The sequence below is a fragment of the Proteus sp. G4415 genome (assembly GCF_963896075.1).
GTDB classification, from domain to species: Bacteria; Pseudomonadota; Gammaproteobacteria; order Enterobacterales; family Enterobacteriaceae; genus Proteus; species Proteus mirabilis.
Genome location: NZ_CAWQOK010000040.1, coordinates 1 through 14230, shown reverse-complemented (window position 1 = coordinate 14230; position 14230 = coordinate 1). Strand labels below are relative to the sequence as shown.

Genomic DNA, 14230 nt, shown 5'->3' with positions numbered 1-14230 from the left:
AAATGTACATTTTGTATTAACGATTAACGAAACTACAGATTAATATCGCCATCACATCATCTTGATAAATAAAAACGCCCTTCCTCTTTAGAATAAATTATCGACATAAGCGCTTTCCTAAAAAGGAGATAAGAGATTATGGCAAATTGGGTCACTGGAAAAGTCATTCAAGTTAAGTATTGGACAGATACATTAATCAGTTTAGTTGTACACGCCCCTATCGATAAGTTTACAGCAGGTCAATTTGCCAAACTGGCACTCGAAATTGACGGTGAACGTATACAACGCGCCTACTCTTATGTTAACTCCCCGCAAGATCCCAACTTAGAGTTCTATCTAGTCACTGTACCTGAAGGTAAACTCAGCCCACGCTTAGCGGCGTTAACTGTTGGTGATGAACTCTTAGTGACAGAACAAGCCAGTGGCTTTTTTGTTTTAGAAGAGGTACCTAGCGCGAATACCTTATGGATGTTATCAACAGGTACGGCGATCGGGCCATTTCTCTCTATTTTACAACTTGGTGATGATCTCGACCGTTTCGAAAATATTGTTTTAGTCCATGCAGTACGCTACGCCCGTGATTTAAGCTATCTACCATTAATGGAGCAGTTAGCTGAACGCTACCAAGGGAAACTGCGTATCCAAACTATTGTCAGCCGTGAAAATCATATAGGTTCACTAACCGGGCGCATTCCAGCATTAATTGAAAGTGGTGCATTAGAAAAAACCGTAGGATTAACCATTTCCCCAGAAGAGAGCCATATTATGCTATGTGGTAATCCAGAAATGGTAAGAGACACGCAACAGTTACTGAAAACACAGCGTGATATGAGAAAACATTTACGCCGTAAACCGGGACATATCACCAGTGAACAGTATTGGTAATGACAACATCAGGGCTGAATAGCACTTTATTCAGCCCTGACTGTTTAGCAGTTACACACTTTAACGAAAAATTGAGTAATCAACCTTTTCAGTCGTGGCACCAAAATAGTTTTCTCCTTGGGTGCCAATAAACACCCCACAATCTAACAACATGATCATCATAATAAATGATGGGAGAAAACGACCTATCGCCCACTGCCAAAAGGGCTCTAAACTACTGGTATCAGTCAATCCTAGCATCACCGCCAGCAACAATAGTAACAGCCATGCACCACGTTTATTTCTATCGTGAAGTCGCTTAGTAAAAATGGCACATAACGGATATAAAATAGCCAGTGAAATTATCCCCACCAGCACAGCAGGCAATGAATAGTGTTGATTAACTATATATAATCCGCAAAACAGCACAAAACAGAGTGCAAAACCCGCCCAAAAGTCACGGCGTCCAATTCGCCCTTTGAATGAAAAGGCCCAATGTTGTAAGGTCATTAATAATTTCTCAATATAGACTTATTTTAGTGAATTAAGCTGTCCATTTAACATCAAATAATACAGAGTGATTTTATAATATTCTATCGCACAACAGACCAAGGAGGACAGATGATAAAAAAAAGCACGCTTACTCAGTTAGCGCTTATCATAATAAGCATCGCTTTATCTTTGCCAACCCTTGCTATGGCAGCGTCGCCCTCTATTGCTCATCAACCCCCAACTAAAGATGATATTCTTTACCTTAAACAGGATGCCCCTGTTTTTGAAACCACCATTCCGGAGATAAGAGCTAAATTCAATCAAAATAATGCGTCGTTATTTCTCAATGAATATAAAATTATCACCAACAACGATATTACTATTCCGTTAGTCAGGGCCGCGACACGAATAACCCCTTATTTATACTCATCAGCCGTATTAGAGCGTGGCAGTGAAAAAATTAAGAGTCTACAGCTCACCCTGATCCATACACTTGATACGCCACAAATCGAAAAAGAGCATCAAGATACTGCAATGCGCTATATCACTGCATTAGTGACACAGTTTGATCCCTCCATTAATGCAGCGCAAATTCAAGAGGTGCTCAATTTATTTGCTGTTAAACAAGATGTGCCTGCTTATATTAGCCATAATGTCGGTGCTATTCGCTATATTATTGCCCACGAGGACAATCAACTAACGACCTTTGCCATTGAACCGATTAAGCTTTCACTCAATAGCAATATCGATTCAGCTATTCCGTGATAAAAAACAAAGCTATTCTATTCAATGTTCTCTATACTGTTGTGCATCAACAGAATTTGAGTTTATCGATAAATTAAATTTAAACCACTCGGTTGGAGGAAAAGTTATGCGCCATCCATTAGTCATGGGTAACTGGAAACTTAACGGCAGCATTCATATGGTTCATGAATTAATCGCTGCATTACGTAAAGAAATCAGCGGTGTTGCTGGATGTGATGTTGCTATTGCACCACCAACAGTTTATCTATGCCAAGCTCGTCATGAAATCGGTGGAAGCCGTATTGCGTTAGGTGCCCAAGATACCGGTGTTAACTTATCTGGTGCTTTCACTGGCGAAACTTCCCCAGAAATGCTGAAAAACGTTGATGTTAAATACGTGATCATCGGTCACTCTGAACGTCGCACTTACCATAAAGAATCTGATGAATTTATCGCACAAAAATTTGGTGTGTTAAAAGAGTTAGGCTTAACACCTGTGTTATGTATCGGTGAAACAGAAGCAGAAAACGAAGCTGGTAAAACACAAGAAGTGTGCGCACGTCAAATCGACGCGATTTTAAATGCACATGGTGCACAAGCATTCAAAGATGCAGTGATCGCTTATGAACCTATTTGGGCGATCGGTACAGGTAAATCAGCAACGCCTGCACAAGCACAAGCGGTACATAAATTTATTCGTGATCATATCGCTAAACAAGATGCGGCTATCGCTGAGCAAGTCATTATTCAATACGGCGGTTCAGTCAACGATAAAAACGCAGCAGAGCTATTTAGCCAACCTGATATCGACGGTGCATTAGTTGGTGGCGCGTCACTGAAAGCAGATGCCTTTGCCGTTATCGTGAAAGCAGCAGCAGAAGCGAAAGCGAAAAAATAACTTTGATAGCAAATCGTTATCTTACCGATAAATAACTATCACGAAAATCACCTTACTGCGTCTTAACAGAAGGTGATTTTTTTATGCGTTACTCATTAATCACGTCGGCTGATTTCATCAAATATTCCCCCGGTGGCAAAATGGGTTTGTTGCGCTGATTGCCAATCGCCAAAAAGCTCATCAATAGTGAATAATTGCAGGGTTGGAAAACGTTTTTGATATTTCTCAGCAATGCTTTTATCTCTTGGACGATAATAGTTTTTAGCAGCAATTTCTTGCCCTTGAGGTGAATAAAGATACTCTAAATAAGCGGTTGCCACTTCCCGCGTACCTCGCTTATCAACCACTTTATCCACCACAGAGACGGTTGGCTCTGCCAAAATAGAGACGGAAGGGGTGACTATTTCAAACTTATCTGTGCCTAACTCATTAATCGCCAGTAGCGCTTCATTTTCCCATGCAATTAACACATCACCAATACCACGCTCAACAAAAGTATTTGTCGCGCCTCTCGCGCCGGAGTCTAAGACTTCAACCTGTTGATACAGTGACTTTACAAAGGCTTTCGCTTTTTCACTGTCTTGCTGATTGGCCTTTAATCCATATCCCCATGCAGCCAGATAATTCCATCTTGCTCCACCGGAGGTTTTAGGATTAGGTGTGATAATCGATACACCGGGTTTAATTAAAGAGTCCCAGTCGATTATCTGTTTCGGATTACCTTTTCTCACTAAAAAAACAATGGTTGAGGTGTAAGGTGCTGAGTTATCAGGTAAGCGAGTGATCCACTGCTTATCTATACGTCCTCTCTGTGCAATGGCATCAATATCATAAGCTAATGCGAGGGTGACAATATCCGCTTCAATACCATTAATTACGGCGGTTGCCTGTTTACCAGAGCCACCATGAGATTGACGAATAGTCACATGATCGCCGGTTTTTTGTTGCCAATATTGACTAAATGCGTGGTTATATTGTTGATAAAGCTCTCGAGTCGGATCGTAAGAGACATTTAATAACTGAATATCCTTCGCCCAGATGCTTTGTGTAAACAGTGCCGTCAGCGCTAGCGTCGTCAATAATCCCCATCGTTTTAACATCGTTATCTACCCCTATCCTATTTCTAGTTGGTTTATTTGTTTTGTTTAACTAGGCTGACAGAAAGATTTATAACGATGAAATAATAAAAAACAGACTGTTATACGTAACAGCTATATAGTTGAGAAAACGGGGACTCACACAGTCATTACCCATCGGATAAGAGAAGAAAAGCGCGTAGAATGAAATGTTTTCACTCGGGAAGCTGTTCTGATACAAGCTTATATTGCATCAGAACAGTCCACGAATAAGGATATAACTCAGAAAGGCTCTGGTAATAGAGTAAAACTATGGCTTAATACAGTTTTTTCGCAGTTTCATACCAATCGGCTTTAAAGACACGTTTCATATTCATAACCGCATCAATAATATCATGGTGAACCAGTTTTTCATTTTGGATCCCAACACAACGACCACCATAACCTTCAAGTAGCAGTTGTACCGAGTAAGCACCCATACGAGAGGCTAAAATACGATCGTAAGCAACCGGAGAGCCGCCACGTTGAATATGGCCTAATACAGTGGCACGTGTTTCATGTTTGGTTTCTGCTTCAATAAAACGTGCTAGCTCATGTACATCACACACATGTTCAGTAATTGCCACGATAGCATGACGTTTACCACGCTCAATACCCGCTTTAATTTCTGCTAATAATTCATCACGATCAAAAGGTAATTCGGATTCAGGCAACACTACGAACTCACAACCCCCCGCAATAGCAGCGGATAAGGTTAAATCACCACAATAACGTCCCATCACTTCAACGATAGAGATACGTTTATGCGATGTTGAGGTATCACGTAAGCGGTCAATCGCTTCTACCGCCGTTTCTAACGCCGTGAAATAGCCAATAGTGTAATCAGTACCCGCAACGTCATTATCAATGGTGCCCGGTAAACCAATACATGGGAAACCTGCTTCAGTTAATTTTTTCGCCCCCAGATAAGAACCATCACCCCCGATAACCACCAGTGCATCTAGCTCATTTTGCTTCATATTTTCAATAGCAACGGCACGCACATTATCTTCGCGGAATTCAGGGAAACGCGCTGAGCCTAAAAAGGTACCACCACGGTTGATCATGTCTGACACACTAAAGCGATCGAGTTTTTTCATACGGTTTTCATATAAGCCCATATAGCCATCAAAAATACCGTACACTTCTAAACCTTCGCTGAGTGCTGCACGGACAACACCACGGATCGCGGCATTCATACCCGGTGCATCACCACCACTTGTTAAAACCCCAATTCTTTTGATCCCATTAACCATGATTACCTCTGATTCTTATTCGATATCATTATTGCAATATATTGTTGGAATAACTGTTATCTTAATACCGGCTTCACGAACGTAATCCACCGATATCTCAAATGCTGAATTGATTCAACAACCCCATTGTACGCATATTTTTTATCACTTCATCATCAACGTACATTTTTTTTTATAAACTTGATGCGCATTAAATTAATTGAGTAGCCTGTATAAATACTATACTAGTCTATCGTCTCTGTATTACACCGATAAGTTAACACTTTTTATACAGATACTTTACAGCCTTTTGCTATCTATCTCAAAAAACAGTGTGTTAGCCATATATAGCTATCAACATATCACATAAAGTGTAATGGGCTTATTGACTGTTTGCTTAACACTTTGCGCGCTGTTATCGATACTTTTGTGTTATTCGGCATAAATAGAAAAAGCGCTCACCCTACACAATTGTGACTGATGACAAAAATTTTGCGTTAATTTACCGTTTATACAATAAGGCTGATACAGTATAACAAACAGTACAGTAGGAGGTTTTATGTTTGATTTAACGGGTAAAATTGCTTTAGTTTCCGGCGGAGCAAAAGGTATTGGTAAAGGCATTGTTAGCGCATTAAAAAACAGCGGTGCACAGGTTATTATTGCTGATATTGATGATGTAGCAGGTAACGCAACCAAAGAAGCACTTGGTGTTGATTTTATGCACCTTGATGTCACCTCTCAAGCAGCCTGTGAACAAGTAGTCAATGATATTGTTAAACAGTATGGCAAACTCGATATTCTTTGCTCTAATACCGGTATTTTCCCCCAAGCGACAATTAAAGAGATGAGCGAAGCTGATTGGGATAAAATGCATACCGTCAATTTAAAAGGGATGTTTTTCTTAGTAAAAGCAGCCCTTGCGGTAATGGAAAAACAACAATATGGCCGTGTGATCATCACCTCTTCTATTACAGGCGCCATTACTGGCTATCCGGGCTGGAGCCATTATGGAGCAAGCAAAGCAGGTCAGTTAGGCTTTATGCGCAGTGCTGCACTAGAATATGCACGCCACGGTATTACCATTAATGCCGTTATGCCCGGCAATATTTTAACCGAAGGCTTACAAGCCCAAGGAGAGACGTATCTTAATCAAATGAAGGCCTCTATCCCAACCCATACCTTAGGGGAGCCTGAAGATATCGGCTATGCCGCCGCATTTTTTGCCTCTAATGAAGCAAAATATATTACCGGTCAAACCATTATTGTCGATGGCGGCCAGATTTTACCTGAATCTCCAGAGGCGTTGTTGTAATATATTTAAGGGTAGAATAATAACCTACCCTTATTTTTAATTATAATTATATAAATTTTTGAGTTATAACGGCTTAATTGAATTATTGCGTTTTTTAATAAAAAACAGGTTTAGTATCATGAAAATACTTCATTTAATTAATTTACAAGGGTTTGGTGGTGCTGAACGTTTGTTTATTGAATATTTAAAAAATAGCTCATTTCAAAATGAGATCTTGTGCACCAGTAACTCTTTAAATAAAAATCTGATCCCTGAGCTTAAGCAATTCGATATAAAATACGCTAATAAAATCGCTTCTACTAAAATAAAATATCCTGCTTTTTTAAGAAAATATGTCTTAACAAAAAAAATAGAAGCAAGTAAAGCCGATGTCACTCTAGTTTGGGATTTCGTCCCAAGATTATCTAGAAAGCCCAAGAATACTAGCTTGGTCTACTATGATCATGGTTGTTCTTGGCGCTATCCTCTTAACAAAAAAACATTAAGCTTTTTTGGTATGCTCAATAATGCTATCGCGATATCTACAGCATCTAAACGTGTTATGGAGTTAAGATTCAATACGACATATACGCCTAAAAAAGTCATTAATCGTCTACCACTAAAGTCTAGTAACATAGCTAAAAAATTGCACAATAATCAAATTACGCTAGGAACAGCCTCTCGCTTAGTAGGACTAAAGGGGATCGGAATTAGTATTCTCTGTCTATCAGAATTAATAAAATTAAATATAAAGGCAAAGTTAATTATTGCTGGTGATGGTGAACAAAGGACAGAATTAGAACAATTAGCAAGACAAAATAATGTACAAAACCATATCAGCTTTATTGGCTATCAATCAGATATGGATAAATTTTATTCAGATATCGATATTTATTTAAGTACACCAGTAACAGAGCCTTTTGGTTTATCTTGCATTGAAGCTTTAGCTCAAGGTATCCCTGTTATCTATCCTAATATTGACGGACAACCCGAAGCAATAAAAGATAAGTATTGCGGTCTAGGTATTGCTCCCAATTTATCTATTGATGAATATCATAAATTAACAAATTTAGATATCAACTTCCCCTATAAAGTTTATGATCCTATCTCAGATACATTAATTTTACCCAAATTAATATCTCCCCAAAACTGTGCTACGGCTATAATAGAAATAATGAATAATTATACTAACTTTAGCCAGAATGCGATTGAATGGTCAAAAGAAACGACAGATTACAATCTATTTATTAAAGAATTTGAAAGTACGATAAGAGATAGTCAAATATAGCTAAAATATAAAGAATAGAATAAAGGATAATAATATCCTTTATTCATATCAACTCAACTTTAATGCAGATAATAAACGATTTTCAAAGTTTTCATCATTAAATTTAGTAATAGCATTTTTTATTTCATTATGCGTAGGCAATAAACGCCCATCAATAATACTTTGTAAGTGATTAGCTAAACTAGCTACATCCTTTACTGGGTACAGTAATCCATTCGATTCAGGCGTTATAATATCTTCAGGACCGGTTGGGCAATTAGAGCTAATACAAAAAATACCATAAGAAGAAGCTTCACATAACACCATGGGAAACCCTTCAGATATTGATGTCAATACTAATGTAGACGTATATTTTATATTCCTCTTAATATATGACCAAACATCTTTTTGCCAACCATGCCAGTTGATCTTAGTGGCTATTTTTAATTCTAGTGCTAAGCTTTTTAAAAAATCGGTATCTTCTCCATCCCCAACAATATCAAGCGTCCAATCGCCATTCAATTTGGAAAGCGCATAAAATAATTCATTAACATTTTTAGGAGCATACGCAACCAATCTTCCAACATATAGAAATCTTATCTTATCATTTCTTGGTATAATTATATTATTTTCTGTTATGGGATTATAAATAGTAAATATATTCTCTCTATCTATCCCCATATCAAGCATATACCGAGTTATACCCGAACTAATCGATAAATGATAATCAGCCTTATGTAAATAAATTGATTTATATAAATTATTTAATGAAAAATGTATCCATGAGTAAATATAAACTTTACTTCTAACAATTTTTCTTGCTAAATTAGCAATATAGCAACACACCGTATCATAAGAAATAATAATGTCTGGCTTTTCTTGTTTAAGAATTCTTGCTAACTGAACTGCATAGCTCATCCTTCTTAACTTAGTATTTTTTATCTTAGAAGATAGCCTTCTATATTTACAATCAACTAACCAATCATCATTAACTTTATTATCCCCTTCATTAAAAAAGATAAACTCCGAGTGGATAGCATGCGATGCCAATATATTTATAGATTTTTTAAAAACGGTTTCCATACCACCAAATCCACCTAAATTATAACCAATAATTAATACTTTTTTCATTATAAAAATAAACCATACATTAAAAATGTTTGTTGATTATATTAGAACTCTATAGAGATTACTATTTCAATGCATTATATGTATTGCATAAATAAAAACGCAAAAAAAAGCCCCTCTCCAGAGGGGTTAATTATTCAGTTACGTTAAACATATCGACATCAAAGTCCTGCTAGCTCAATCAACGTATCCGGTCTTTTTTCAACCATTTTAAGTAGTAAAACCGCTTGAGATAAATTCTATTTTTCACGTACTGCTTTTACTTCTGCTGACGTCATAGAAAGAGGCTTAACATTAATACGGTGAGTCTTTAGTGTTTTTTTCCCTTCATTAAATTCACTCCACGCATTCATTCCTTCTTGAAGCTCAGAAAAAATATCACGTTTAGTCATGATCCCCCCTTTTTTTAATCATTTCTAACATTGCTCTCAGCTGTTCACGTTTAGTTATTGTTAAATCATCAGCAATGTTTTTACCGTAAATAAAAATTTAGAATTTGTACCTAAAAACAAAGAACAAAACTGACAAAAAAACGTTATTACATTTTTATCCTTTCTTTTTTCATAGAGGTTAGACAGAAATAAAAAGTAGGTGGTATTACTTTACCGAAGTATAGTCGCAAGAAACGGGAAAGAAGCCACTAATTTAACCCACTAAAAAGTAAAGAGGAAATCTAGCATTTATAAGTCTTTAAAATGTCCACAAAGTGTCCACGGACAGCCAAAAACGTCCACCTTTAAAGACTTTTCTAGACTTTCATTACCCTTAAAAATGAAATTTAACTCTTTGTTTTAAAAGGAATGATAAACAAAAGGGCAAAAAAAAGCCCCTCTCCAGAGGGGCTGCAAAAGACAGGGATGGTGTCTATGGCAAGGAAAAAACTTCGTTGTTGCTACTTACTCTCTAACTAGGTACTGCTTTACTACACTCTTACTACATTACTAAAGGACTTTACTTAATCACTAATTAGCTTTCTCTTGAGTTTGCTGGTTTTGCTGACTAACAGAAGAGACTCGCTGTTGATAATTCTTTTCTAGCTGCGCTTTTTGCTCAGGGGTTAATAGCTGATACATTTGATTATGAACTTTCGCTATTTCAACTCGGCGCTCTATTGCTTGTTTGTCCATATCTTGTATTTGCGCTCTTACCGCTGCTTCATCAAACTTATCCGCGGTAATTAGCTTATGCATATTTTCGTGACGCTGACGAAAATCACTGTTATTAAAACGATCTTGATGATGCTGGCGCATTAAATCGCGCATTTGAGTGCGTTGTTGCTCTGTTAATGTAATACCATTAAACATACGCGACTCACCGAAATTATTGTTACCCATCATATGGCCACGTTGTCCACGATGACCTCGGTTATCACGTCCATCATGCATACCGTAACCGTATCCACAATGGTAATTATCATTATACTGTTGTTGCCCAGCAGGCTGATTATTTGTATTTGATGTTTCAGCCATTACTACCGTCGGAGCTACTAAAAACATTGATGCTAGTGCAACCATTGCTACTTTACGCATTGTCCCACTCCTCATTCGGTTATAATACCGACTTATTAATGCTGACCTAAATATGTGTAATTGTTCTCGATGTGGATTACTATACCTTTACGGCTGCAAACTAGCGTCAGAGCGTGTAAAAGAACGTAAAGTCATAGATTCGCGCTATTTATTATCGTATTTTTCTCTTGGAGGAATTGACGAATGCATAAAATCTTATTAGTGGATGACGATCGCGAATTAACCTCGCTATTGAAAGAACTACTTGAAATGGAAGGCTTTAATGTTGTGCTCGCCACTGACGGCGAACAGGCCTTAAAACTTCTGGACGCGTCTATTGACTTGTTATTACTGGATATCATGATGCCACGTAAGAACGGGATCGAGACACTTAAAGAGTTACGCCAAAATTTCCAAACACCTGTCATTATGTTAACGGCAAGAGGCAGCGATCTTGATCGTGTTCTTGGCCTAGAGCTGGGAGCAGATGACTATTTACCTAAGCCATTTAACGATAGAGAGCTAGTTGCACGCATTAGGGCTATTTTACGTCGTTCCAACTGGAGTGAACAAAAACAGACCGATGGCAACACCTCACCCATATTGCAAGTTGATAAGTTACAACTTAATCCGGGTAGACAAGAGGCCAGCTTTGATAATGAACCATTAGAGCTAACAGGTACTGAGTTTACGTTACTTTATCTACTTGCTCAGCATTTAGGACAAGTGGTATCGCGCGAGCATCTCAGCCAAGAAGTGTTAGGTAAACGCTTAACACCTTTTGATAGAGCGATTGATATGCATATTTCCAACTTACGTCGTAAGTTACCGGAAAGAACAGACGGGCAGCCTTGGTTTAAAACATTACGTGGCCGTGGTTATCTTATGGTTTCAATAACTTAATAAAAAATCTTTATGATAAACAGTTTGTCAGCGCGTATATTCGCCATATTCTGGCTGACACTAGCATTAGTTCTAGTGCTAGTTATGATGGTACCCAAGCTGGACTCGCGCCAGCTTACCACTTTACTTGAAAGTGAATACCGTCAAGGTGTTATGCTAGAGCAACATATAGAAGCCGAACTAGCGCAAGATCCGGCTAACGATCTGCTATGGTGGCGGCGATTAATCCGCGCCATTGATAAATGGGCGCCACCTGGTCAACGTCTTATTATTGTCACCAGTGAAGGTCGTATTATTGGTGCTCAACGTAATGAGATACAAGTTGTCAGAAACTTTATGGGGCAGTCTGATAACGCAGACCATCCGAAAAAGAAAAAATACGGTCGCTCTGAGATGTTAGGCCCCTTTTCCATTAGAGATGGTGAAGATCACTACCAACTTTACTTAGTGCGCCCATCAAGTAGCCCGCAATCTGATTTTATCAATTTATTATTTGATAAACCGCTTTTATTACTGATATTCACTATGCTTATCAGTACACCGCTACTGGTTTGGCTCTCTTGGAGCTTGGCAAAACCGGCCCGAAAACTCAAAAATGCGGCGGATGATGTGGCAAAAGGTAATCTGCGCCCTCACCCTGAACTGGAAACCGGCCCGCAAGAATTTTTAGCGGCAGGCACCAGTTTTAATCAGATGATCAGCGCCTTAGAACGCATGGTTGAAGCGCAACAGCGATTGATTTCTGATATCTCCCATGAATTGCGCACCCCATTAACTCGTTTACAGCTGGCCAGTGCATTACTACGTCGTCGTAGCGGTGAAAGTAAAGAGCTAGAGCGTATTGAAACAGAAACACAGCGGCTAGATGGCATGATCAATGACTTATTAGTACTTTCTCGCAACCAATATAAAAATGAGTTATTACGTGAAACCGTAAAAGCGAATGAGCTTTGGAACGATATTTTAGATAATGCGAAATTTGAGGCAGAACAGAGCAATAAAACCCTAACAGTAACCGCCCCGCCAGGCCCATGGACGATTTATTGCAATCCTTATTCATTAGCGAGTGCCTTTGAAAATATCGTTCGCAATGCCTTGCGTTATTCACATTCTCGTATTGAAGTGGCCTTTACCGAACAAAATCAGGGTATCACTATTATTGTTGATGATGATGGCCCAGGGGTTAGTCCAGAAGATCGCGAGCATATTTTCCGACCTTTTTATCGTACGGACGAAGCACGTGATAGAGAATCCGGCGGTACAGGGCTGGGACTAGCAATTGTTGAAACCGCAATTAGTCAACATCGAGGCCATGTAAAAGCTGACGATAGCCCATTAGGGGGATTAAGAGTGGAGATTTGGTTGCCTAGGGGGAGTGTGATAAATAAGCTAAACAATAATTAACTGTACCATAAGCCACTAAATTAAAACTTTTAACCTTGTTTTTATGCAGTGGCTTATTAATTTTTAGTAAATAAATCTATAATAACAGTGATTAAACCCATTAGATCCCTTCGTATAATGCAAATAAAGATATTAATACACTTTAATACCTTATTTGTTAATCCTTTTTTGAAAATTATTCTCATATTTTTATATCCTAGCCTTTAAGATTAATACATTTAGATGGTGTATAATTATAGCAATATCATAAACTCTGGGTACTTTCCCAGTGCGGTAGCTATGCCTATTGGTTTTTTAGAGAAAATACTTATATGGAAACAATCACAGTAACTAGCCCATTATTTCCACCATTGGAAGAGCTAGAGCCTTACTTAAAAGATATATGGAAGAGAAAATGGCTAACCAATAATGGTTACTATCATCAACGCCTTGAAGAGGCGCTATGCAAATACCTAAATGTACCTTACATTAGTTTATATTCAAACGGAACATTAGCGCTAATTGCAGCAATAAACGTCTTAAAGCTAAAAGGTGAAGTAATCACAACACCATATAGTTTTGTCGCAACTAGCCATTCATTACTACATAGTCATATTACGCCTGTCTTTGTAGATATAGAGCCAAATACCTATAATATAGATCCCAATAAAATTGAAGCAGCTATCACAGATAAGACAACCGCTATCTTACCTGTTCATGTATATGGTCGTCCATGTAATCATAAAGCGATTCAAAAAATTGCAGATAAGTATAACCTTCCCGTGATTTATGACGCAGCCCACGCCTTCGGGGTAAAAGAAAATGGTAACTCCATATTAAATCAAGGTAACTTATCTATTTTAAGTTTTCACGCGACTAAGACTTATTCTACTATTGAAGGCGGTGCGATTATTTGCCATAGCGCAGAGATGAAAGAAAAATTAGATAAATATAAAAATTTTGGTTACACAAATGAAACAGAAATCGATGAGCTAGGATTCAATGCGAAACTTAATGAAGTACAATCAGCATTTGGTTTGCTAACATTAAACTATATAGATAAAGCAATAGAAAAAAGAAAAGAAGTTTCTGATTTTTATAAAACTAATCTAAGCAATGTACCTGGTATTACATTACCTAATATACCAAAAGACTTAACTTGGAATTATTCTTACTATCCTATAATAATAGATAAAGACAGGTATGGTAAAACAAGAGATGAACTTTATTTAGAGTTAAAAGAAAATAAAATATTAAGTCGAAGGTATTTTTATCCATTAATAACTGATTTTAATATTTATAATCAATATAAAACGAAAACCCCTACTGCTGAAAAAATATCTGAAAATGTTATTTGTTTACCAATCCATCATTTATTAAGTAATGATGACTTAAATAG

Annotated in this window: 13 protein-coding genes and 1 pseudogene; 8 read left to right on the top strand and 6 right to left on the bottom strand. The window is 37.7% G+C overall.

The window, feature by feature from the left end; translation table 11 throughout:
• The first annotated feature begins 138 nt into the window (after positions 1 to 138).
• A complete protein-coding gene (gene fpr / locus AACU95_RS03765) occupies positions 139 to 885 on the top strand; it encodes a ferredoxin--NADP(+) reductase (protein ID WP_087740961.1) in 747 nt (248 codons plus the stop codon).
• A 60-nt stretch (positions 886 to 945) separates the two neighbouring features.
• On the opposite strand, the gene AACU95_RS03760 is transcribed toward fpr, so the two are convergent.
• Entirely contained in the window at positions 946 to 1374 is a 429-nt protein-coding gene (locus tag AACU95_RS03760) for a DUF805 domain-containing protein (RefSeq protein WP_141191958.1), read from the bottom strand.
• A gap of 111 nt (positions 1375 to 1485) precedes the next feature.
• On the opposite strand from AACU95_RS03760, the gene AACU95_RS03755 reads away from it, so the two are divergent.
• Both AACU95_RS03755 and tpiA read left to right on the top strand, forming a co-directional pair.
• Positions 1486 to 2121, top strand: coding sequence for a DUF1454 family protein (locus AACU95_RS03755; protein ID WP_004249899.1), 636 nt, complete (start codon positions 1486 to 1488; stop codon positions 2119 to 2121).
• A 106-nt stretch (positions 2122 to 2227) separates the two neighbouring features.
• Positions 2228 to 2998 (top strand): triose-phosphate isomerase, encoded by a 771-nt coding sequence (gene tpiA, locus AACU95_RS03750; RefSeq protein WP_004249716.1) that lies wholly within the window; start codon positions 2228 to 2230, stop codon positions 2996 to 2998.
• A 95-nt stretch (positions 2999 to 3093) separates the two neighbouring features.
• On the opposite strand, the gene AACU95_RS03745 is transcribed toward tpiA, so the two are convergent.
• Together AACU95_RS03745 and pfkA are read right to left on the bottom strand one after the other, a co-directional pair.
• Positions 3094 to 4098, bottom strand: a complete 1005-nt coding sequence (locus AACU95_RS03745) for a sulfate ABC transporter substrate-binding protein (RefSeq protein WP_161737179.1) — start codon at positions 4096 to 4098, stop codon at positions 3094 to 3096.
• A 293-nt stretch (positions 4099 to 4391) separates the two neighbouring features.
• Complete coding sequence (pfkA, locus tag AACU95_RS03740) at positions 4392 to 5369, bottom strand: 6-phosphofructokinase (protein WP_004246429.1); 978 nt, start codon at positions 5367 to 5369, stop codon at positions 4392 to 4394.
• A 538-nt stretch (positions 5370 to 5907) separates the two neighbouring features.
• Between pfkA and fabG the strand changes: the two genes are divergently transcribed.
• Both fabG and AACU95_RS03730 read left to right on the top strand, forming a co-directional pair.
• Complete coding sequence (gene fabG / locus AACU95_RS03735) at positions 5908 to 6663, top strand: 3-oxoacyl-ACP reductase FabG (RefSeq protein ID WP_012368674.1); 756 nt, start codon at positions 5908 to 5910, stop codon at positions 6661 to 6663.
• Positions 6664 to 6781: 118 nt separating this feature from the next.
• The gene (locus AACU95_RS03730) at positions 6782 to 7930 is read left to right on the top strand and encodes a glycosyltransferase (protein ID WP_141191957.1); all 1149 of its coding nucleotides are present in this window, start codon (positions 6782 to 6784) and stop codon (positions 7928 to 7930) included.
• A 48-nt stretch (positions 7931 to 7978) separates the two neighbouring features.
• On the opposite strand, the gene AACU95_RS03725 is transcribed toward AACU95_RS03730, so the two are convergent.
• The 3 genes and pseudogenes from AACU95_RS03725 to cpxP all read right to left on the bottom strand — a co-directional run bounded on the left by AACU95_RS03725 (position 7979) and on the right by cpxP (position 10566).
• On the bottom strand, positions 7979 to 9040 hold the full coding sequence (locus AACU95_RS03725) for a glycosyltransferase (protein WP_049194450.1): 1062 nt from the start codon (positions 9038 to 9040) through the stop codon (positions 7979 to 7981).
• A 158-nt stretch (positions 9041 to 9198) separates the two neighbouring features.
• Positions 9199 to 9429: pseudogene (locus tag AACU95_RS03720) on the bottom strand (transcriptional regulator).
• Positions 9430 to 9999: 570 nt separating this feature from the next.
• Complete coding sequence (gene cpxP, locus AACU95_RS03715) at positions 10000 to 10566, bottom strand: cell-envelope stress modulator CpxP (protein ID WP_141191956.1); 567 nt, start codon at positions 10564 to 10566, stop codon at positions 10000 to 10002.
• Between the two features lie 183 nt (positions 10567 to 10749).
• Here cpxP and cpxR point away from each other — a divergent pair, with 183 nt between their 5' ends.
• From cpxR to AACU95_RS03700, 3 genes are all read left to right on the top strand, one after another.
• Entirely contained in the window at positions 10750 to 11448 is a 699-nt protein-coding gene (gene cpxR / locus AACU95_RS03710) for an envelope stress response regulator transcription factor CpxR (protein WP_004246432.1), read from the top strand.
• A 12-nt stretch (positions 11449 to 11460) separates the two neighbouring features.
• Positions 11461 to 12852 carry an envelope stress sensor histidine kinase CpxA gene (gene cpxA, locus AACU95_RS03705; RefSeq protein WP_141191955.1) on the top strand — a complete coding sequence of 464 codons (1392 nt, stop codon included), beginning with the start codon at positions 11461 to 11463 and terminating at the stop codon, positions 12850 to 12852.
• Positions 12853 to 13163: 311 nt separating this feature from the next.
• The coding region (locus AACU95_RS03700) for a DegT/DnrJ/EryC1/StrS family aminotransferase (RefSeq protein ID WP_161737178.1) at positions 13164 to 14230 on the top strand (1067 nt) is incomplete at its 3' end.

What these genes read in the sequence shown, in the direction of transcription:
- fpr (WP_087740961.1), top strand. Translation starts at nt 139, where the DNA reads ATGGCAAATTGGGTCACTGGAAAAGTCATTCAAGTTAAGTATTGGACA.
- AACU95_RS03760 (WP_141191958.1), bottom strand. Translation starts at nt 1,374, where the DNA reads ATGACCTTACAACATTGGGCCTTTTCATTCAAAGGGCGAATTGGACGC.
- AACU95_RS03755 (WP_004249899.1), top strand. Translation starts at nt 1,486, where the DNA reads ATGATAAAAAAAAGCACGCTTACTCAGTTAGCGCTTATCATAATAAGC.
- tpiA (WP_004249716.1), top strand. Translation starts at nt 2,228, where the DNA reads ATGCGCCATCCATTAGTCATGGGTAACTGGAAACTTAACGGCAGCATT.
- AACU95_RS03745 (WP_161737179.1), bottom strand. Translation starts at nt 4,098, where the DNA reads ATGTTAAAACGATGGGGATTATTGACGACGCTAGCGCTGACGGCACTG.
- pfkA (WP_004246429.1), bottom strand. Translation starts at nt 5,369, where the DNA reads ATGGTTAATGGGATCAAAAGAATTGGGGTTTTAACAAGTGGTGGTGAT.
- fabG (WP_012368674.1), top strand. Translation starts at nt 5,908, where the DNA reads ATGTTTGATTTAACGGGTAAAATTGCTTTAGTTTCCGGCGGAGCAAAA.
- AACU95_RS03730 (WP_141191957.1), top strand. Translation starts at nt 6,782, where the DNA reads ATGAAAATACTTCATTTAATTAATTTACAAGGGTTTGGTGGTGCTGAA.
- AACU95_RS03725 (WP_049194450.1), bottom strand. Translation starts at nt 9,040, where the DNA reads ATGAAAAAAGTATTAATTATTGGTTATAATTTAGGTGGATTTGGTGGT.
- cpxP (WP_141191956.1), bottom strand. Translation starts at nt 10,566, where the DNA reads ATGCGTAAAGTAGCAATGGTTGCACTAGCATCAATGTTTTTAGTAGCT.
- cpxR (WP_004246432.1), top strand. Translation starts at nt 10,750, where the DNA reads ATGCATAAAATCTTATTAGTGGATGACGATCGCGAATTAACCTCGCTA.
- cpxA (WP_141191955.1), top strand. Translation starts at nt 11,461, where the DNA reads ATGATAAACAGTTTGTCAGCGCGTATATTCGCCATATTCTGGCTGACA.